Source organism: Asticcacaulis sp. AND118, from assembly GCF_020535245.1.
Lineage (GTDB): Bacteria > Pseudomonadota > Alphaproteobacteria > Caulobacterales > Caulobacteraceae > Asticcacaulis.
Genome location: NZ_CP084911.1, coordinates 686,159 through 707,750 on the forward strand (window position 1 = coordinate 686,159; position 21,592 = coordinate 707,750).

Annotated in this window: 14 protein-coding genes; 10 read left to right on the top strand and 4 right to left on the bottom strand. The window is 63.5% G+C overall.

Annotated elements, in window-relative coordinates:
- Window positions 1-14 precede the first annotated feature (14 nt).
- The gene (locus LH365_RS16555; RefSeq protein ID WP_226745665.1) at window positions 15-911 is read left to right on the top strand and encodes a LysR family transcriptional regulator; all 897 of its coding nucleotides are present in this window, start codon (window positions 15-17) and stop codon (window positions 909-911) included.
- On the opposite strand, the gene LH365_RS16560 is transcribed toward LH365_RS16555, so the two are convergent.
- Together LH365_RS16560 and LH365_RS16565 are read right to left on the bottom strand one after the other, a co-directional pair.
- On the bottom strand, window positions 908-2,761 hold the full coding sequence (locus tag LH365_RS16560) for a hypothetical protein (protein WP_226745666.1): 1,854 nt from the start codon (window positions 2,759-2,761) through the stop codon (window positions 908-910). The two genes, LH365_RS16555 and LH365_RS16560, sit on opposite strands and share 4 nt — an antisense overlap.
- Entirely contained in the window at window positions 2,761-4,116 is a 1,356-nt protein-coding gene (locus LH365_RS16565; protein ID WP_226745667.1) for an MFS transporter, read from the bottom strand. Before LH365_RS16565 ends, LH365_RS16560 begins: the two co-directional genes overlap by 1 nt.
- Before the next feature lie 277 nt (window positions 4,117-4,393).
- On the opposite strand from LH365_RS16565, the gene kdgD reads away from it, so the two are divergent.
- From kdgD to LH365_RS16605, 8 genes are all read left to right on the top strand, one after another.
- Complete coding sequence (kdgD, locus tag LH365_RS16570) at window positions 4,394-5,332, top strand: 5-dehydro-4-deoxyglucarate dehydratase (RefSeq protein ID WP_226745668.1); 939 nt, start codon at window positions 4,394-4,396, stop codon at window positions 5,330-5,332.
- Window positions 5,333-5,904: 572 nt separating this feature from the next.
- Window positions 5,905-6,927 carry a LacI family DNA-binding transcriptional regulator gene (locus LH365_RS16575; protein WP_226745669.1) on the top strand — a complete coding sequence of 341 codons (1,023 nt, stop codon included), beginning with the start codon at window positions 5,905-5,907 and terminating at the stop codon, window positions 6,925-6,927.
- Window positions 6,928-6,972: 45 nt separating this feature from the next.
- Entirely contained in the window at window positions 6,973-9,903 is a 2,931-nt protein-coding gene (locus tag LH365_RS16580) for a TonB-dependent receptor (RefSeq protein WP_226745670.1), read from the top strand.
- A gap of 258 nt (window positions 9,904-10,161) precedes the next feature.
- Complete coding sequence (locus LH365_RS16585) at window positions 10,162-11,568, top strand: glucoamylase family protein (protein ID WP_226745671.1); 1,407 nt, start codon at window positions 10,162-10,164, stop codon at window positions 11,566-11,568.
- Window positions 11,568-14,576: a discoidin domain-containing protein gene (locus tag LH365_RS16590; protein WP_226745672.1), complete on the top strand. Its 3,009-nt coding sequence runs from the start codon at window positions 11,568-11,570 to the stop codon at window positions 14,574-14,576. The genes LH365_RS16585 and LH365_RS16590 overlap by 1 nt, the downstream gene beginning before the upstream one ends.
- A 62-nt stretch (window positions 14,577-14,638) precedes the next feature.
- Complete coding sequence (locus LH365_RS16595; protein WP_226745673.1) at window positions 14,639-15,295, top strand: phospholipase; 657 nt, start codon at window positions 14,639-14,641, stop codon at window positions 15,293-15,295.
- Window positions 15,296-15,327: 32 nt separating this feature from the next.
- Window positions 15,328-17,604, top strand: coding sequence for a glycoside hydrolase family 3 N-terminal domain-containing protein (locus tag LH365_RS16600; protein ID WP_226745674.1), 2,277 nt, complete (start codon window positions 15,328-15,330; stop codon window positions 17,602-17,604).
- Entirely contained in the window at window positions 17,605-18,888 is a 1,284-nt protein-coding gene (locus LH365_RS16605; RefSeq protein ID WP_226745675.1) for an MFS transporter, read from the top strand.
- 59 nt (window positions 18,889-18,947) lie between these two features.
- Here the strand turns inward: LH365_RS16605 and LH365_RS16610 are convergent, their stop codons facing one another.
- Together LH365_RS16610 and LH365_RS16615 are read right to left on the bottom strand one after the other, a co-directional pair.
- Entirely contained in the window at window positions 18,948-19,664 is a 717-nt protein-coding gene (locus LH365_RS16610) for an anti-sigma factor (RefSeq protein WP_226745676.1), read from the bottom strand.
- Window positions 19,661-20,347, bottom strand: coding sequence for an RNA polymerase sigma factor (locus LH365_RS16615; RefSeq protein ID WP_370639771.1), 687 nt, complete (start codon window positions 20,345-20,347; stop codon window positions 19,661-19,663). The genes LH365_RS16610 and LH365_RS16615 overlap by 4 nt, the downstream gene beginning before the upstream one ends.
- Here LH365_RS16615 and LH365_RS16620 point away from each other — a divergent pair.
- On the top strand, window positions 20,280-21,551 hold the full coding sequence (locus LH365_RS16620) for a S8 family serine peptidase (protein ID WP_226745677.1): 1,272 nt from the start codon (window positions 20,280-20,282) through the stop codon (window positions 21,549-21,551). The genes LH365_RS16615 and LH365_RS16620 overlap by 68 nt on opposite strands.
- Window positions 21,552-21,592 lie beyond the last annotated feature (41 nt).

The following is a 21,592-nucleotide window of genomic DNA, read 5'->3' on the forward strand; positions in this document are numbered from 1 at the left end:
GACCACAGGGAAGCATGTTCGAACTCAGTCAGATCCGCTGCTTCGTTACTGCCGCCGAGGAACTGCACTTCGGACGGGCGGCGGCGCGGCTGAACATGACCCAACCACCACTCAGCCGTCAGATTCAGGTGCTGGAGCGTATATTAGGGGTGCCCCTATTTGAGCGCACCAGCCGCAGCGTCAAACTCACCCCCGCCGGGCGCGTCTTTCTGCCGGAGGCGCGGCGCATCGTCTGGCTGGCCGAAAGTGCGACTCTGGCTGCGCGCAAGGTGGCTCAGGGCGACGCCGGGCGTATCGGCATCGGCTTTACCGCGGTGTCGGGCTACAGCTTCCTGCCGCAGATCGTGGCGCAGGCGCGGGCGCGCCTGCCCAATATCGAACTGGACCTGCGCGAAATGGTCTCGAACCAGCAGGTCGAAGCGCTGCAGACCGGCCTGATCGACATCGGTTTCGTGCGGCAACCTCTCGACCGGCACGCGTTCGACAGTGAGCGCGTGGTGTCCGAGGGGCTGGTCGCGGCCTTGCCGTCGGGCGATGCGCGGCTGGTTATGGGCGAACTGACGTTGAGCGCCTTCGACGGCTCGCCGCTGATCATGTATTCGCGCGAAGGGGCCAGCTATTTCCACAACATGCTGATAAACCTGTTTGCGGAAGCCGATGTGCGTCCGGACTATGTGCAGCAGGTGACGCAGATACATTCCATGCTGGGCCTGGTGCGGGCTGGGCTGGGGGTGGCCATCGTGCCGCGCACGGCCATGGGGCTGCATTTTTCCGACGTGCACTACCGCGATATTGTCACGACACCAGAACAGCCGGTCGAGCTTTACATGGTCTGGCGGCGCGGCAACTCCAACCCGGCCCTGACGCCGGTGCGGGAATTGTGTACCGAGGTTGCGCCCAAGACGGTCTAAGCCCCGTCCCATGGATGCCGCAGGCTCGGCGCATTGACGTGTCTTTGCATGTCGAAGCGGATCGTCGCGCCACTGCCGGGGGCGAGGTCGAGCGTCACCTGATTGCGATTCAGAGGCTTGGTCTCGCCGTTGACCGTCATGCCGGTGAAGCGGTGTTCGCCATAGCCGCCGGCCTGTATCGTCACTGTGCGCGCCCGGAAGGGGTGGGTGTTGACCAGCGTCACGGTCGTGGTCGTGTCGCTCAGTTCGCTGACCAGCGCCGCCACGTCTTCGGGGATGCCGGCGCGGCGCTTCACCGGATCGAAATAGCGCAGGCGGGCATAGAGCAAAGCACCGCCCTGGGGGGCAGACGTCTTCGACCAGGTCGGGCGCGCGATATGGATAGCCCCGCACATCAGATGCAGCAACGGCGTCACCGTCACCGGATTGAACTTCAACATGGCGTCGGCGAGGCGGGTGTCCCTGGTCGTCGTGTCGTTCGCCACGGCCTCCATTTTGCGGCGCACCGCATCGAGATTGTCGCGCAACGCGGTTACCGGATAGTTTGAATTTTTGCCCGCAAGATATTGAATCCACGGATGGTTCGTGTCGGCGCGTTGATAGTCGTCGTCGCGCATCGACATGTACCAGATGTCGAGCCCGTTGGTGCGATAGGGACCGGGCCTGTAGCCGTACCAGCCGTCCTTGCCGTACATGGTCGGGGTGTGCGATACGCCGTCGATTATCTGCGCCTGCGCATTGATGGCGGCGTTCTGATCGCGCCAGACCTGAAGGTATTTGTCATCGCCGGTCAGCAGGTAGGCGTTGAGGAAGGCGACGATCGACCGCGGCACGCGGTTGCGGTCCTCGCGCTTGCCCGTCACCGGGTCGATGGGCGAAAAACCCCAGCCATAGACATTGCCCCACCATGCCCTGCGCGGCCCGCCGATGCGACCTTTCAAGTCGACGTAGCTGGGCAGGATGTCGCCGTTCTTTTTGGCCCGATCGATCCATGCGTCGAGATAGGTGGTGATCCAGTTGCGGTACTTGCGCTCGCCTGAGATCATGTAGGCGTTCATGACCAGACTGGTCGCCTGAAGGTTTAAGGGGCTGTCGCCGACCACATCCGTGTAATCGACATAGTGGTCGAGCGTCTCCTGATAGGTCGACTCGCCGTGCTCCATGAAAAAGCCCGTCGGATCGAACGGATCGCCGGCCCAGTCGAGGGCCGTGGCCTTGCGCAGCAACGGGCCTTTCGAGCCGTTGATCATCGAGCGGATGATCCTGCGCTTCGGGTCGTAGTTGGGCGCGCTCCTGTCTTCGCCGGTATAGAAGCCGGAGAAGCGATAGGCGCGTTCCTGAATCATCGGGTCGTGCGGATCGGACAGGCCCATCAGATTGAACACCGACAGCCCTTCGGACAGGTGCTGCCAGTCGTTCATCACCGGAAATTCGCGGTAATACATGCCGTCGCGGGCAATCGGCGTTTCGATCGTTTTCGCTTCGGTATATTGCTTTAGATGTCCTTCCCAGGCCTTGCGATAGAGGTCTCGCACCTTATCCGAGCCACCCAGCGCGTGCAGGTGCGGCCAGTCGTTGCAGTTTTCGATGGCGTCGTCCGGCCCGTCATTGGCGCCCCAGCGCTCGAAGCACTGGAAATAGCCGCGCTCATCGAAATAGCGGTTGTAGAAGACCTCCGCCGCCTCGCTTTGCACACGCAGGGCCTCGCGTTGCAGCAGCGCCCATTCCGGCGGAGCCATGGGGGTGGTGACGGCCCAGTCCGAGGTCGGATCGGCGGCGCGGGACGCCAGCGGCAGTGTGCTGAAAGCGGCCGTGCTGCTGGCGCAAAGGAGAAACTGGCGGCGGTTCATCAGTCGAGCTTCAGTCTTTCGATCTTGCCGGTGATCAGGCCGAAGGCCAGCAGGGTGACGATGCAGTGGAGGCCGACATAGATCAAGGCGCCGTCGAATGATCCCGTCATGGCCACGATATAGCCGATGACGATGGGGGTGACGATGCCGGCGGTGTTGCCGAACATGTTGAACACGCCACCGGCCAGCCCGATATAGTCGCGCGGCGCGACGTCCGACACCACGGCCCAGCCCAGAGACGCGACGCCTTTACCGAAGAAGGCGATGGCCATGAGGGTGATGACCAGCCATTCCTGATCGACATAGGCGCAGGCGATGATGGCGAGAGCCAGCGTCATGCCGACGAAGATCGGCACCTTGCGCGAGCGGCTGACATTGCCGGACTTTTTCAGCAGATAGTCTGACAGGAAGCCGCCGACCAGTCCGCCGATAAAGCCGCACAGGGCCGGGGCGGCGGCAGCGAAGCCCGCCTGCACGATGTTCAACCCGCGTTCCTTGACCAGATAGATGGGGAACCAGGTTACGAAGAAGTAAGTCAGGACGTTGATGCAGTACTGCGCCAGATAGATGCCGACCAGCATGCGGTTGGTCAGCAATACCTTGAGGCGCACGAAGCTGAATCCGCTCTTGTCACCCTTTTCTGTCGTTTGGGGCCTTGCCTCCATGCTGACCGCGCCGCCGTCCTTCATCACGGCCAGTTCACCGGCATTGACCCACGGGTGGTTTTCCGGGCTGGAGATGAATTTGGCGAAGAAAAACGCGGCGACGAGGCCCAGCGCGCCCATGAACCAGAAGACCATGCGCCAGCCGTGTGCGTGGACCAGCCACGACATCAGCGGGGCGAAGGCGACCAGCGCGAAATACTGCGCCGAGTTGAAGATGGCCGAGGCGGTGCCGCGCTCGGACGCCGGGAACCACGCCGCAACGATCCGCGCATTGCCGGGGAAGGAGGGCGCTTCGGCAAGGCCGACAAGGAAACGCAGCACGAACAGCGAGCCGACGATCGACAGGCCACCGATAAAACCGACAAAGCCCTGAAACGCCGTGAAGATCGACCACAGGGCGATGGCACCGACATAAACGCGCTTGACCCCGAAGCGGTCCAGCAACGCCCCGCCCGGGATCTGCGCGGCGACATAGGCCCAACCGAAGGCCGAGAGGATAAAGCCCATATGGACAGGACTGAGGCCCAGCGCTTCCGATGCCGCAGAGCCGGCGATGGAAAAGGTCGACCGGTCAGCATAGTTGATCGTCGTGATGATAAAAAGAAAGACGATCAGTGCGTAGCGGACATGACTGGGTTTTGCGGAAGCCACCGCCGTGGGTGCGGCGGGCCGCGAGGCGCTGTCGGGCATGTTTCACTCTCTGTATTCATTCAGCTCGTGTATCGCTGACCTTTGGTCCTGCGCACCGGGCGGGTTTTATTAATGACAGTTACGCATAGTTTTCACGCCTTTGGGAGGGTTTGATTGCGCCGTTCATTGCGTTCCACGCATCGATCGATGCCGCCTTTGGCTTGGACCGTGACAAGGCTTATGGCTAGCGTCTGAGCATCGGGATGTGCAGCGGGCGCAAAGACGCTATGACTATGCCATCCGCATCAAAAAAAGTGACGAATACACGGAGGTCTTCATGGCTGGTATCGGCCCCAAGGAAATGGCGCAAACGATTGGCACGGGCCTCCTGTCTTTCCCCGTCACGCATTTCGATGCGGAAAACCGCTTTGACGAGACCCCTTACCGCGAACACTGCGCCTGGATGCTGGAAAAGCCGCTGGCCGGCCTGTTTGCCGCGGGCGGCACGGGTGAGTTCTTCTCGCTCAGCCTGACCGAGGTGCGCGACGTGGTTGCGGCTGCCGTGGAAGAGACCAATGGCAAGGCGCCGGTCGTCGCTGGTTGCGGCTACGGCACGCAGATCGCCATCGAACTGGCGCAGTCGGCCGAACAGAGCGGCGCGGACGGCATCCTGCTGCTGCCGCCCTATCTGATCAGCGGCAAGCAGGACGGGTTCGAAGCCCATATCGATGCCGTGTGCAAATCGACCAAGCTGGGCGTCATCGTCTATAACCGCGACAACGGCATCATCGAGGATGAAGCTCTGGCCCGACTGTGCGACAACAATCCCAATCTGGTCGGTTATAAGGACGGGGTGGGCGATATCGAACTGATGACGCGTATCTATACGCGCCTCGGTGACCGCCTCACCTATATCGGCGGTTTGCCGACGGCGGAAACCTTCGCCGCGCCGTATCTCAAGCTGGGCGTGACCACCTATTCATCGGCCATCTTCAACTTCCTCCCCGATTGGGCGCTCGACTTCTACACCGCCGTGCGCGCCGAGGATCAGGCCGCCGTGCTGGCCGGTCTGCGCGATTTCGTCATGCCGTACGTTGCGCTGCGCAACAAGGGCAAGGGCTACGCCGTCTCGATCGTCAAGGCCGGGATGCAGGCCATCGGCCGCTCCGCCGGGTCGGTGCGCACACCGCTCAGCGACCTCAGCGAAGCGGAGGTCGAGGAACTGAGGGCCCTGATCGCCAGGGTCCAGCCTGCGGCTCTGAAGACCGCCGCCTGATAGAACTGCCGCGCCGCTGAATTACAAGAGCCTGTACCGTCATGCCGTCTATCCCGACGCGCCGGACGAAGCGGCGCAGAGGCCGCTGATTATCGGCAATATGCTGCGCGAGACGGCGGCCTTCATGCGCAACACCCTAATCGCTAATGATACAACATGGGACAACCTGCCCGACCGCATGGTGCTGAGGGCAGGGGCCACGGCGTGGCCGACCAGATGAGCCATAGGCTGATTCAGTTCGCCGCACCGGTAACCCGCAGACCGTCGAAATCCCGCAATGGCTGCCTTACGAACCGGAGCGCCGAGCGACGGTGGTCTTCAATCGTCCTGCACATATCGAGGACGACCCGCGCGGCTGGGTTGTGGCGGCTATTCGCCGCCGTGCCCTATCTGAAGCCGGTGAACTCATTACGGCTTTCCTTTTTTCACCGGGTACGAAAGCGACGTGTGGCTATAACGCCGCACTCTCTGTAAGCGCTTACATTGAGGAATTGACAGCGCTGTTTTAAGCGCATACACAGCACAAAACGGCGCTGTAAGCGCTTACATGAACCGTACAGGGTGCTATTTTTATGGCGGCAAGCGTAACGCTGAATGACGTGGCGAAGGCGGCGGGTGTATCCATCGCTTCGGCCTCGCGCGCCATCAACGGCCTCGACAATGTCACCGAAGAGGTGCGCGCGCGCGTTCTGGCGGCCGCGGGTCAACTGAAATATGTGCCGCACGGGGCGGCGCGGTCGCTGGCCATGAGTCGCACCAACACCATCGGCGTCATCCTGCCCGACATCTATGGCGAGTTCTTCTCGGAAATCATCCGCGGCATCGATGTCGGTGCGCGGGCGGGCGGGTTGCATATTCTGGTGTCGGGTTCGCACGGCGATCTCAATGAGGCCATTGTTGCCGCTCGCTCCATGGCTGGGCGTGTGGACGGTCTGCTGGTCATGGCACCCTATGCGGATGCCGGGGAACTGGCGGGCAAGCTGCCGGTCAATCTGCCGCTGGTGATGATGGGGGGCGTCGGCGGTCAGGCCGACCTGCCCAGCCTCGTGGTCGATAATCACGGCGGCGCTCTGGAGGCCGTGCGGCATCTGGTCGAACAGGGCTGCCGCCGTATCGCCCATATCGCCGGACCCGAAAGCAATCTGGAGGCGCAGGATCGCCTGCGCGGTTATCTCGATGGCCTAAAAGAAGCCGGAAGGGCCGAGGCGGGATTTGAACCGCGTGTTCTGCCGGGCGATTTCACCGAGGCCACGGGCTATGCCGCCATTCAGGCCCTGCTGACGCAGGACGACATGCCGGACGGCCTGTTCGCCGCTAACGACATGATGGCGCTCGGCGCCTCGCTGGCCCTGCGTGAGGCCGGCTTGTCGATTCCGGGCGACGTGGCGGTGATCGGCTTCGACGACATTCCGGTGACGCGCTACGCCTCGCCGCCGATCTCGACTTTACGGGCAGGCGTATTCGACATTGGTCGGCGCAGCCTTGAACTTTTATCCGCGCTTATCGAGCGTGGCGGCACGGAAAGCCCGTCTTCCGCCGCCAGCCTGATCGTGCGGCCCGAACTGGTGGTGCGCGCCTCAAGCCGCCGCCGATAAGTATAGCGTTCAACACAAATAGAACAGTTCTTGGGAGAACAGGATATGCTGCATCAATCTCAGGCAAGACAAGCGAAGACCTGGGGGCTGCGCCCCAGAGGTTTAAGCATGGGTGTTTCCGGCGTCGCGCTGGCGGCCGCGCTGATCATGGCGACACCGGTCATGGCTGCGGAATCGGACGCCACGCTTCAGGGGCGCGCTACCGCCGCGCCGGCGGGCACGACCGTCACGGCCACCGACACCAATACCGGCGCGAAAACCACAGCAACCGTGAGCGCCGATGGCCGCTACGCCATCTTTGGCCTGCGTCCGGGCAACTACAGCATCACCTTCACTTCGCCGGACGGCACGACCCGCACCGAGACGGCCGCCCTGCCGGTCGGTCAGTCGACGGTGGTCGATGTGGACATGGCCGCGCCCGTCGCCGATAGCACGGTGCAGGAGGTGACCGTCGTCGCCTCGCGCCGTAACAACCCGCGCCAGTCGGAAGTTTCGACCTCGCTTTCGCGCGCCCAGATCGAAAACCTGCCGCAGAACGGTCGCAACTTCCTCAACTTCGCGGCGCTGGCCCCCGGCGTCTCGGTGTCTTCCGATCCGGAGCGAAAGACCTTTCAGGCCGGCGCCACCAGCGCTAATCAGGTCAACGTCTTCATCGACGGCATGAGCCAGAAGAATCAGGTGCTGCAAGGCGGCGTGGCCGGCCAGGACGCCTCGCGCGGCAACCCGTTCCCGCAACTGGCCGTGCAGGAGTTCAAGGTCTCGACCCAGAACTTCAAGGCGGAGTACGAACAGGCCGGTTCGGCTATCATCTCGGCTGTGACCAAGACCGGTGGTCGTGACTTCCACGGCACAATCTTCGGCACGCTCCAGACCAAGGATATGATCGGTCAGCCCTATTACGAGACGGGCGAAAAGAAGGACTATAAGAACGAGGAATACGGCTTTGACATCGGCGGGCCGATCATCCGCGACAAGCTGCATTTCTATGTATCCTATGAAGGGCGCAAGGACTCGCGGCCGACCGACGCCGTGACCATGCCTGCCGCCGATCGTCTGGGCGGTAATACGGCGCTCGCCTCTGCTCTGGCCTCGGCCTACAACGGCAGCTTCCCGAAGGACTTCAAGCAGGACATGTGGTTCGGCAAACTGACGTGGTTTGTCGATGAAAACAACACAGTCGATCTGATCGTGCGCGATCGTAAGGAAGACGATGTGCGTGGTTTTGGCGGCTTCACGGCGCAGACGCGCGGCAATACGCTCAATCAGCAGATTCAGGGCGCCACGCTGAAGTGGAAGATGCGCAGTGGCAATGTCCTCAACGAGATGTCGCTGGACTATCAGGATGTACAGTGGCGCAACAGCCCCTTGACGACGACCCCGGCCATCACTCTGACGAACGGCACCAATATCGGCGATGTCCGCGCAGCTTTTGGGGGCGTGCCCTATTCGCAGGAAAAGTCGCAGAAAAACACCACGTTCAAGAATGACATCACCTTTTCGGGTGTGGAATGGAACGGCACGCACGTTATCAAGGCCGGCATCAAGGTGGCCAAGTACGAATACGTCGCCGAAGAAAATGACCGCCGTCTGAACCCGGAATATTTTTATGATGCCGCCACCTACACACTGGGGGGCACCAATACACCTTATGCGGTGAAAATTGCTTCGGGGGATCCGCGCATCACGTCGGAAAACATGCAGTACGGCCTGTATATTCAGGACGACTGGACCGTGGACGAGCACTGGACCTTCAATCTCGGCCTGCGCTGGGATTACGAAGACAATATGCTCAACAACAAGTACGTCACCCCGGCGGATGTTGTCACGGCGCTTAAGGCCGCCGTTGGTTTCAACAAGGCGTTCAATGTCAACGACTATATCTCGACTGGCTCTAACCGTGAATCGTTCAAGGGCGCATTCCAGCCGCGTCTGGGGTTCTCGTATGACGTCAATGGCGACCGCGATCTGGTCATCTTCGGCGGTGCGGGCCGTTACTACGACCGCAATATCTTCGACTCGGCACAACTCGAAGAACGCCGTACACGCCTCTACGTGGCGCAGATCGATTTCAACAGCACGACGCCATGGAACCCCAGTTACTTCGGTAACCCGCAGGCGCTGGTCGACCTGGCGGCTGCCAAGAACCTCAAGGGCGAACTGATCCTGCTCAACAACGACGTGAAGGTGCCCTATTCTGACCAGTTCAATCTGGGTGTGCGCAAGCGCTTCGGCGATGTGAACACCTCGGTCTCGCTGTCGCACATCAAGTCGAAGAACCTCTTCAACTACGTGCTGGGCAACCGCCGTGCCGATGGTTCATGGTGTCAGTATGGGTCGCAGTATGCCTGTCAGCCGTGGGGTGAAGCCAATGGAGCGCCCGGCTATGGCAATATCATCGTTTCCGTCAGTGACCGTGAAGCCAAGTATAATGCCATCTACCTGACCGCCGACAAGGCGTGGACGCCGGCGACCAAATACGGCTTCTCCGCTACCTTGACGATGACGGACGCCAAGATGACCGGGCATAACGACCAGTTCATTTTCGACTACGCCAATCCGCGCGATACGGGCTGGCATGCGGCTGAGGGTGTGGACAAGTGGCGTTTTGTGGGCACGTTCATTGTGTCGGGCCCGTGGGATACGCGCATCTCGGCCATTGCTACCCGCGCTTCGGGTGTGCCCTTTGCCTCGATCGACGAGACTGGCCCGGCGCTGCGTATCATCGATGCGGCCTTCTTCCCGAAGCGTGACTTCCGTCAGGTCGATCTGCGTATATCCAAGGACTTCAACCTGCCGAACGGCAATGTCGTGACCCTGGACGGGCAAGTCTATAATCTGTTCGACACGATTAACTATCGTTACTCCGGCTGGACCGGCGGCTTCAATAACGGCATGGGCGCATCCTTCCGTCCCGACGACAATGCTCAGGTCGGTCCGGCGCGCTCCTTCCAGGTGGGCCTGACCTACAAGTGGTAAAGTCTTCGGAGCGGCGTGTTTAGCCGCTCCGCATCCCATGCCCGGCGGTGAGTCATCCCCTGATCGCGCCGCCGGACATCTGTCCCGCCAGCCTCTCTTCCTCGGCTCCGCGCGGGTGTTAACTTCCCCTCATACCGGGGGCTTCTTCCTCCCGTTTTCGAAGCCCCCGGTCTTTTTGGATCTCTTCTTTTTCTGATCCCTCCTGTCTCGGATCGCCTGCAGCACCCGTACGCTCAGTGCCCAAGGGAGTTTTGTTTAATGTCTTTTTCTCCTCCGTCCCGCCGCGCGCTGGGCCTCGGTCTTCTGTCGCTGGGGGCCTGCGCCCACCTGCCGGCAACCCCGGCGTCGGGGTTCAGCGACCCTCTGCTGGCCGATCTGCACAGGCGGGCGTTTCAGTTTTTCTGGGACATTACCGATCACCGCACCGGCCTGACGCCGGATCGCTGGCCTACGCGGACCTTCTCCTCGGTGGCGGCCATTGGGTTCGCCTTCAATGCCTATATCATCGGCGCGGAGTCCGGCTATATCCGCCGCGAGCAGGCCGCAGAGCGAACAGCTAATACGCTGAATTTCCTCTATAACCTGCCGCAGGGGGACGCCGTTTCGGGTACGGCAGGCTATAAGGGCTATTTCTACCATTTCCTGCGCTTTGAGGACGGCACGCGGTACAAGACCTGCGAGCTTTCATCCGTCGACACCTCGCTCCTGCTGATGGGGGCCTTGTGCGCCGGGCAATATTTCGACCGCGACACGCCGGTCGAACGCGATATCCGCCGCCAGTCCACCGCGCTCTACGAGCGCGTCGACTGGACCTTCATGATGCGCCCGTCGGGCCGTCAGACCATGGGCTGGCACCCGGAGGACGGCTTCATCAAGGCCGAATGGCGTGGTTATAATGAAGGCATGATGGTCTATCTGCTGGCCATGGCGTCGCCGACCCACCCGATCAACCCCAACGCCTATCAGGTGTGGTGCTCGACCTATGAGGAGAGCTTCGGCCCCAATCACGGCGAGCCGCACTTGGGTTTCCACGCCCTGTTCGGCCATCAGTATAACCACGTCTGGATTGATTATCGCGGCATTGCCGACGCATACATGCGCGGCAAAGGGCTGGATTACTTTGAAAATTCCCGCCGCGCGACCCTGGCTCAACGCAACTATGCGGTCCAGAATCCGATGGGTTTCAAGGATTACGGCCCGGACATCTGGGGCTTTACGGCCTGCGACGGTCCGGCCGACGTCAAGCTGACGCTGGATGGCGTCGAGCGGCAGTTCCGCAGCTATTCCGCGCGCGGTCCCGGCGATCAGCACCCCTTCGACGATGGCACCATCGCGCCCACGGCGGCGCTGGGGTCGATCATGTTCACGCCGGTCGAGTCCCTGAGCGCAGCCAAGGCCATGCGCGCGCGCTATGGCGCGGATATCTATGGCACATACGGCTTCTACGACAGCTTCAATCCGACCTTTGTGACCGACTATCCGTCGCGCGAGGGGCATCAGACCAAAAGCGCCGGCTGGGTGTCCAACGACTATATAGGCATCGATCAGGGGCCGATCCTGTGCAGCCTCGAAAACCTGCGTTCGGGGCTGTTGTGGCGGCTGATGAAGGGTTGCGCGCCGATCCAGCGCGGTCTCAAGCTGGCCGGGTTCGAGGCGGTGGCCTGATGTCGCTCCACCTATCATGGACGGCGCTGATACTGGCGGCAGGTTTGCTGGCCACGCCGCTGGCTGCGCAAACGGTTCTGATTGCGCCGACGCCGTGGACGGCCGGGGCCTCCGAAGGCGTATCTTCGAAGGCCAGCGGCACTCAGACCGCCCGGCTTGACTACGGTTTCAAGGGGGCGGGTTATGCCTTCATGGTCCACGATCTCGACTTCGCCGCGCCGGAAAATTTCGTCATCGAGATACCGGTGAAGGGCGAGGGGGCCGGCAACGATCTGCAGATCAAGTTCACCGATGCTTCCGGCGACAATGTGTGGTGGGTGACGCGGCCGGCCTTCGTGCCGACGCCGCAGGGCACGGTGCTGCGCATCCGCCCGCGCCACGTCGAATTTGCCTGGGGGACGACACAGGATCGCGGGTTTAGGGGCGGCAAGCGCATGGAAGTCGTCGTCGTCAAGACGGCGAAGGGCGCAGGCAGCGGCTGGCTGGAGGTCGGGCCGATCCGCTGGCGCGCGGAAGCGCCAGAACCGAAGACCGAAGCACCGTTGAAAGCTGACGTGGTGGTGGCTGTGGATGGCAAGGCGCAGACCGGCGCTCAGGCGGCGGCGGTGACGCTCGACCTGTCGCGCGTGCGGGCTTTTGGGGGGGTGAGGCTCGACTGGGGCAGAGCGCCTGCGCGCTACACGGTGGCGGTTTCCGATGACGGGCGTGCATTCCGCGACCTGCGTACTGTTGAAGGCTCCGATGGCGGCGCGGACTATGTAACACTGGGCGAGGTCGATGCCCGCTATGTGCGCATAACGGGGCCGGGCCAACTCAACGAGGCGGCGCTTCTGCCGCTGGACATGGGCGTGAAACCCAATGCGCTCCTGAGCGAACTGGCCAGACAGGCCCCGCGCGGCGACTATCCGCGCGGTTTCAGCGAACAGGCCTATTGGACCGTCGTGGGCGTGGCGCATGGGGGCCCGCGCGCGGCGCTGCTGTCCGAAGACGGCGCGGTCGAGCTGGGGCCGGAGCGCCCGTCATTGGTGCCGCTACTCAAGATCGACGGCAAACGCGTCACCTGGGCGCAGGCCAGCGTGAAACAGGTGATGGACGCCGAACGCCTGCCCCTGCCTTCGGTCGAATGGCAGGCCGAAGGCGTGCAGATGAGGGTCGCGCCCGTGGCCTTCGGGGATGGCAAGGCCCCCTATGCGCTGGCGCGATATGACGTGCGTTCGGACACCGCGCAGACCGTGCGGCTGGAACTGCACCTGCAACCCATGCAGGTCAATCCGCCGACGCAGTTCCTGACCCGGCCGGGCGGCTACGCGCCGATCAGGACCGTGACGCGCGAAGGCGACACGGTGCAGGTGGACGATCAGCCCCTGTGGCTATTGACGCCGCCCAGGGATTTCACCGCCTCCGGTTTCCTGAGCGGGGCGCAAGGGGCTAAGGCATCGGACACGGACGGACTGGCGTCGGGCGTGATCGGTTACGATCTCAGCCTCAAAGCAGGGGAGACGCAGAGCGTCATCGTCGCCTTCCCGCTGGGGGGGCAGACGCAACGGCCGGCCATGAGCGGGGATCCGGTCCAGTGGGCCGACACCCGGCGCGAAGCCGTGCGCGCCGACTGGCGTAAGCGTCTGGGCGAAACGCGCCTGATCCTGCCCGATGGCACGCCCCCCATTGCCGATAGTGCGCGGCTGGCACTCGCCTATCAACTGATCCTGCTTGACGGCGACTGGCTGAAACCTGGAGCGCGTTCGTACGATCGGTCGTGGATACGCGACGGGGCGATGATGTCCGAAGGGCTCCTGCGCATGGGCCTGCAGAGAGAGGCGCTGGCCTATTTCAAGGCCTATGCGCCGATGAGCTTCGATAATGGCAAGGTGCCGTGCTGCGTCGATGCGCGCGGGGCGGATCCGACGCCGGAAAACGACTCGCACGGCGAACTGGCGTGGCTGGCGGGCGAACTGATCCGCTTCGGGGTGAACCCGTCCGAGATTGCCCCCTATTGGCCGCAGGTGTCAGGTGCCATCACCTATCAGGAGGGCCTGCGTCAGCAGAACCTGACGCCGCAAACCGAGGCGCGCTATCGCGGTATGATGCCGCCGTCGATCAGCCATGAGGGCTATTCCGACAAGGCCGCCTACAGCTACTGGGACAATTTCTGGGCGCTGAAAGGCTATCGCGGCGCGGCGGTTACGGCACAGGCGCTGGGCAAGACCGAGGACGCTAAACGCATTGCGGCGCAGGGCGAGGCTTTCGGGCGCGACCTGACGGCCTCGATCCTTGCCACGGCGGCGCATTATCAGCAGGACGTAGTGGCCGGAGCCGCCGACCGCGGCGATTTCGACCCGACCTCGACGACCATGGGCCTGACCTCCGGTGCGCATACGGACGATATTCCGGAGGCGCTCAAACGCCAGACCTTCGAGCGCTACTGGAATGAAAAGCTGATGCCGCGTCGTCAGACGCCCAACAGCTATACGCCCTATGAACTGCGCAATGTCGGGGCCTTCCTGCGCCTCAAACAGCCGGACCGTGCCCGTCAGGCTTTGGATATGTTCTTTGCCGATCAGGCCCCGAAGGACTGGTTCCAGTGGGGCGAGGTTATCACCGTGCCGTACCGTCAGCCGCTGTTTATCGGGGACCTGCCGCATGGCTGGGTCGAGTCCGATTACCTCCGCGTGGCGCTAGACATGTTTGCCTATGAACGCGCGGAGACGTCGCAGATGGTCCTGCTGTCAGGCTTCGATCCGAAATGGGCGGACAAGGGCGAGACGCGGCTGGAGAAGCTGCACACGCCCTGGGGGCTGGTGTCGCTGAAAATCGTCAAGGCCGGAAAGGGTTTGAAAATCAACATTGATTCAACTGCCGCGCCGCCGGGTGGCTATGTTATCGATGTGCCGTCCCTGATGGGGCCGAAGGCTACGGTGGTGGTCGATGGCAACCGTGCGACGTTGACGGACGGCGAACTGATTCTCAAGGCGGTGAAGGCCGAAATTGTTCTGGGAGGTGGCGCATGATGCGACGTCTTTTATTTTTAATTTCTGTAGCTTGCGGCCTGTTACTTGCCGCCTGCGTCAGTTTGCCATCTGGCGAACTGCCGCGCGGCGAAACGCCCAAATCCCTCACCCTGAAGGACGGCACGAGCATCGCCTACATGCAGTACCTGCCGCAGGCACTGAGCGCCAAGACTCCGGTGCTCGTCTTCCTGCACGGCACGGGGGAGATCGGCACGGATGTCAGTCTGACCATGGTCCACGGCCCATGGAAATACAGCCGCGCCAACCCGGACGAAGCGCCCTTCATCATCCTCGCGCCGCAACTGACGCAGAAGGTCGAATGGAACCCGGCGACGCTCGACGAATGGCTGGATCAGGCCCTGAAAGGTCTGCCTGTGGACCGCAGCCGCCTTTACCTTACCGGCATGTCGCGCGGCGGACGCGGGACGTGGAACTGGGCCATCGCCTATCCGAAGCGCTTTGCCGCCATCGCGCCGGTCGCCGGTGACTCGCTCTACCGCGACGGGGCCTGCGCGCTGAAGGACGTGCCCGTCTGGGCCTTCCACGGCGCCAGGGACGACCTCGTCCTCTATCAACCGGAGGAACAGTTCGCCGATGCCGTGCGCGCCTGCGGCGGCGAGGTCAACTACACCCTCTACCCGGACGGCAACCACAATGCCTGGGACGCCGCCTACACTCACCCCAGCCTCTATACGTGGCTGCTGACGCATAAGCGTTGAATTTTCCCCGCAAGTTACGCAAGGATAGCCCCATGACCGCTTTAACGCCTTCACGCCGGTTCTTCCTCAAGGGCGCCGTGGCCACGGCCGCCTTTGTGCCGGTCGTTGCGCCCGGCCTCGCCAAAGCCGTTGTCGCCCCCGATCCCTTCATCGAAAAGCTGATCGCCTCGCTGTCGCTCGAAGAAAAGGCCGGTCAGCTCAGCCTCTATGCCGACCTGACGCGTCCGGATTTCGGCAATGTCAATCCCGCCGCCGTCGCCCAGACCAAGGACGAGGTGAAGGCGCGCATCCGTCGCGGTGAGATCACCGGCCTGTTCAACGGCATCGGCGTCGCCGGGGCGCGCGAACTGCAAAAGGTGGCTGTCGAAGAGTCGCCGCATAAGATCCCGCTGATCTTCGCCGCCGACATCATCCACGGCCTGCGCACCACCTTCCCGGTGCCGCTGGGCGAGGCGGCGTCGTGGGACGCCGATCTGGCCTACCGCACGGCGCGCGCCGCCGCGATCGAAGCCACCGCCGTGGGCCTGCACTGGACCTTCGCGCCGATGGTGGATATCGCCCGCGATCAGCGCTGGGGCCGCGTCGTCGAAGGGGCGGGCGAAGACACCTATCTCGGCAACGTCCTGGCTGTCGCCCGCGTCAAGGGCTTTCAGGGCAATGACCTGAAGGACGGGCGCAACATGCTGGCCTGCCTCAAGCACTTTGCCGCCTATGGCGCGGTGCAGGGCGGCATGGAATACGCCACGGTCGACATCCCCGAAACCACCCTTTGGGAGACGCATCTGCCGCCGTTCAAGGCCGGTCTGGACGCCGGCTGCCTGTCGGTCATGTCGAGCTTCAACGATATTTCAGGTGTGCCGGCGACGGCCAACCGCCACCTTTTGACCGGCATATTGCGCGAGCAGTGGGGGTTCACCGGTCTGGTCGTGTCCGACTACACGTCGGAAGAGGAACTTATCCTGCACGGCTATGCCGCCGATGGCCGCGACGCCACCAAGAAGGCGCTGATGGCCGGTTGCGATATGTCCATGCAATCAGGACTTTATTTCAAACACCTGCCGTCGCTCGTCAGGGATGGCGAGGTGCCGCAAACCGTGCTGGATGAGGCCGTGCGCCGCGTGCTGCGCGTCAAGAAGGCGCTGGGCCTGTTCGATAATCCCTACCGTTCGATGGATATCAAGCGCGAAAAGGCCGACGTCCGCACCAAGGAGATCGTCGCCCTGTCGCGCGAAGCGGGGCGCAAATCCATCGTCCTGCTGCGGAACGAGGGTAACCTTCTGCCGTTGCCGAAAAGCGGCAAAAAGATCGCGCTGGTGGGGCCGCTGGGCGCCGACCGCCACAACCTGCCCGGCCCGTGGTCGGTCTTCCCGGATCGCGCCAAGGGCGTGACCATCGAGGAAGGCCTGCGCGCGGTGGTGAAGGACCCGGCGGCGCTCACCGTCGTCAAGGGCGTGGATTTCGAAGCGGCCATCCCCGGCGGCATCGAACAGGCCGTCGCCGCCGCGAAGGCCGCGGACATCGTCGTGCTGGCCATGGGTGAAGCGGAAAACATGTCCGGCGAAGCGCAGGCGCGCACGGACATCTCGCTGCCTGCGCCGCAACTGGCGCTGATCGAGGCGGTCAAGGCGACCGGCAAACCCACCGTGCTTCTGCTGCGTCACGGGCGGGCGCTGGCGCTGACCGGGGCGGCGCGCGAGGCCGACGCCATCCTCGCCACCTGGTTCCTCGGTTCGGAAACCGGCAACGCCATCGCCGATATTCTCTTCGGCGATCATGCGCCGTCGGCTCGCCTGCCGGTCAGCTTCCCGCAGGCTTCGGGACAGCAACCCTTCTACTACAACCACCGCATCACCGGTCGTCCGCAGACCGACCCCAAGGTGGCCGAGTACAAGGCGCGCTACCGCGAGGTTACCAACGAAGCCCTCTATCCGTTCGGTCACGGCCTGACCTATTCAACGATTGATTACAGCGCGACGCAGGTCAGCGCGGCGGAACTCGGTTGGGACGCCAGCCTGACCGTCAGCGCCGAAATCGCCAATACGGGCCAGCGCGACGCCGAAGAGGTGGTGCAACTGTACATCCACGACAAGGTGGCCAGCCTTGTTCAGCCGATCCGTCAACTCAAGGGCTTCAAGCGGGTCAGCCTGAAGGCGGGGGAACGCAAACGGGTGGAATTTACCCTCAGCCGCGCCGATCTGGCCTTCGTTCACCCTGATCTGAGACCGGCAGCGGAACCGGGTGCGTTCAACGTGTGGATCGCGCCTTCGGCTGTCGGCGGCACGCCCGCAGGGTTCGTGCTGAAAGCCTAGATGAGAAGCAGAAACGAGATAGGTCTGGGCGGCGCGGCGGTCTACGGACTGGGGGATTTCGCCTGTAATCTCTACTGGCAAAGCCTGAGCCTGTTCCTGCTCTTCTACTATACCGAAGTCGTCGGCCTGCCGCCGGCGACGGCGGGCCTGATCTACCTGATCGCCTCGGTATGGGACGGGATTATCGACCCGCTGATCGGGGCGGCAGCCGACAAGACCCGCACGCGGTTCGGCGTCTATCGTCCCTACCTGTTGTTCGGCGGGCCGTTGCTGGGACTGAGCTTTTGCCTGCTCTATTATCGCCCACCTCTGGAAGGCGTGGCTCTGACGGCGTTTCTGCTGGGATCGCACCTCGTCTTCCGCACCTTCTATGCGCTGGTCAATGTGCCCTATGCCGCCCTGTCTGGGCGCATCACCAGCGATCCCGACCGCCGGGCGCAGTTATCGGGCTTTCGCATGTTCTTCGGCGCACTGGCGGCGGTTCTGGTGTCGCTGATCACCCCGGCGGCGGGGCAGGGCGGCTATTTCCTGACGGCTGCGGGGTTTGCCGTGATGGCGACCTTGCTGTTTCCTTTGGTTTTTATGGCTACGCGAGAACCCCCGACCGCCGCCAATGCGCCTCCGCCGGCGCTCAGCACCCTGATCGGCAGCCTGTTGCGTAATCGCGCCTTCTGGCGGCTCAATCTGGGGGCGCTGGCCTTTGCCGTTTCCGGCACCATCCTCACCAAGTCGGTGCTCTACCATTTTAAATATGTGCTGAATGACGACCGGGCCGGTGCGGTGGCGCTGGCGGCCATGGGCATGGCGGGACTGATCACCATACCGGCCTGGACGCTGTTGTCGCGGCGTATCGGGCGTCGGGGCGTTTGGATCGCCGCCAGCGGCGTCGGCCTTGCCGGACTAATGGGGCTGAGCTGGTTACCCGCCGGGCCGTGGGTGACGACCGCCTTGCTGATCGTGGTCAATACCGGCTTCCTCGGCCTGTTTTTCGCCTTCTGGTCGCTGCTGCCCGATACGGTGGACTATGGCGAACAGACGACGCAGGTCCGCGCCGACGGCTTTGTCTTCGGGGTGGCGGGCATGATCTCGAAAATCGCCATGGGCGTAGGAGCGGGTCTGTTCGGCTGGGGGTTGGGACAGACCGGTTATCAGCCGAACGTGGCGCAGTCGGTCGAGACCCTTTCCGGCATGAAACTGCTGATGCTCATGCCCGCGGCGCTAGGCTTGGGCCTGTGCGTCGCCCTGATGCTGTGGGACGGGTTTGCGCGCGCCCCGCGCCCCTGAGTCACTTGGTACGGGTCACTTGGTACGGGTCACTTGGGTCCGGGTCCCTTTGGTCCGGGTCATCTGGTCCAGCCGCTGTCGCGGGCCTTGCGCTCAGCCTCGGCATCGAACACGTCCCCGGACAGGCGGGCATCCACCGCCTGAAGGATCAGCGACGAGCCCGCCTGACGGAATTCGCCCTGTGCCCCTTTTCCGGTCAGGGCTTCGATGCGCCAATTCCCGTTCTGGCGACAGGCCAGCCCTTCATTGCCGCCCGTCGTAAACGTCCGGCAGATCGCACCGCTCTGGTCGGCGAAGGTCAGACCGATGGTCGTCTTGCCGGTATCGCTGGCCAGTTGATGCGACAGGCTGCGCGCCAGTTCGCCCTGCGCGACAATCGCGCCGTCTTCGGTGCGGAAATCGCCCTCGCGGGCCGGAAAGAACAGGGTCAGCCCGATGCCGGCCACGAAACAGGCCGCCAGGGCCGCGATTTGCAGATGCAGCGACTTGGCCGGGGCGGTTTTGGGTGCGGGCCGGGGCGTAAAGGCCCGCACATTGTCGCGGGCTTCGGCAGTCGGTGCGGGCGGCAACAGCGCACGCAGGTTCTCCGGCACGGCTTCGTCGACGATAGGGCCGAACGCAGCGCCCAGCCGCGCCTTCAGGCCCCAGTGCGCGTCGATGCGCGCCGCCAGTGCGGGGTCGGCGGCGGCGCGGACTTCAAAGGCGGCGCGGGCGGCCTCGTCCAGTTCACCGTCCACATAGGCGATCAGGGTTTCGTCGTCGGTAAGCGCGCTCATGGCCGCCCTCCCAGTATTTCAAGCAGGGCCTCGCGGCCACGCGTCAGACGGCTCGACAGCGTGCCTAGGGGCACATCCAGCACCGCGGAGGCTTCGGCATAGGACAGGCCTTCGACGCAGATCAGCGCGATGGCCAGCCTCTGGTCTTCGGGCAGGGTAAGCATGGCGCATTCGACCTCCTTCAGTTCCTGCCGCGCCTCGATAGCTGCGGCGTCTTCCCCCGGCGCGTCGGCGCCGTCGTCGGGCGTCAGCACGGTATCGCGCCGACGCCGGTGCCGGACCTCGTCGATCCAGGCGTTCTTCAGCACCCGGAACAGCCAGCTATCGAGCCGTGTGCCCTCCTGATACTGATCAAGATGGCGCAGGGCACGTTCCACCCCGACCTGTACGAGGTCGTCGGCATCGGCTAGATTGCCGGTGAGCGAACGCGCGAAGCGCCGCAGGCGCGGCAGCAGCGCGACAATGCCGGCACGGGTGCGGTTTGGGTCGATGGCGGCCTCCTGACGGGTGCCTCGATAGGGATAACGAACGCGAAGCGGATTTTCTTCGTAGCGCGATAAAAAAAATGCAGCAAGTTGCCACCTTTCGTCGTTGCGCAGGTGTGGAGGAATGGAAATGCCCCTTAAACACCTGTTTTTCGTTCTGGCGCTGATCAGTGTGGCGAGCGCCGGCCACGCCCAGATCGGTTTTCCGAGGCCTGACCTTCCGGCGGTGCGTGACCTGCCCGGTCGGGTGGGCGGCCAGATAGGAGATTTGACGGAGGATATGACGGGTCGCGCCGAAGCCCTCGTCGCCGACCGGCTCGATCAGGTGCGCGGCCTTGTGCGGGCGCATCCGGATGTGCTGGAGCGCACGCCGCAGGGCGATCTGGCCGTGCGCGGTGAAATTGTCGCCTGGGCGCCGTCGCCTGAGGTCGTTGCCTCAGCCGAGTCGCAGGGCTTCACCGTGCTGCGCCGGACGCGGATGGACGATCTCGATGCCGAGGTGGTGGTGCTGTCGCCCCCCAAGGGGCAGTCGGCGCGCGCGGCCTTGAAGGCGTTGCAGAAGATCGATCCGCAGGGCGTCTATGATTACAACCACATTTATCTTGGTTCGGGGGGCGCAAGCGGCGACAGTGACGGCCCCATACGCGGTGCGGGTGGCGGGCGTGTCGGCCTGATCGACAGCGGCGTCGATGCGGGTCATCCGGTGTTTCGCGGCGTTGTCATCGTTCAGAAGGGCTTTGGCGGCGGCGCGGCGCCCGATGCCCACGGCACGGCCACGGCGGCGCTGATGATGGCGCGCGGCGATGGCAGCGGTCAGTCGGCCACGGGCGCGGCGCTCTATGTCGCCGACGTTTATGCCGGCCGGCCGACGGGGGGCTCGACCGAGGCGATCATCGGCGCGCTAAGCTGGTTATCCCGGGAAAAGGTCGCGGTGATCAATATCAGTCTGGTGGGGCCGTCGAACGGGCCGCTGAAAGCCGCCACCGCCGCCATGGTCCGGCGCGGGCATTTGCTGGTGGCGGCCGTCGGTAATGACGGTCCGGCAGCCAAGCCGCTTTACCCGGCGGCCTTCGATGGCGTGATCGGCGTGACCGGGGTCGATGCCCGGCGCAAGGTGCTGATCGAAGCGGGGCGCGGTCCGCAGGTCGATTTTGCCGCGCCGGGGGCCGACATCGTCTCGGCGGGGGTGGGGGGTAAGCGTGTGGGGGTGCGGGGCACCTCCTACGCTGCGCCCTTGGTGGCCGGGAAGCTGTCGCGGCGGATGAGCGTCCCGGATACGGCGGCGGCGGCGCGCGCGGTGGCCGAGTTAACGGCGCAGGCGCAGGATCTGGGGCGCGCCGGACGTGATCCGGTTTACGGCGCAGGCTTGGTTGAAGGAGATATTTTTAATAAAAAACAATAGATTATAAAATTTTTGAATTTTCCTGCCGACGACGGGAGAAA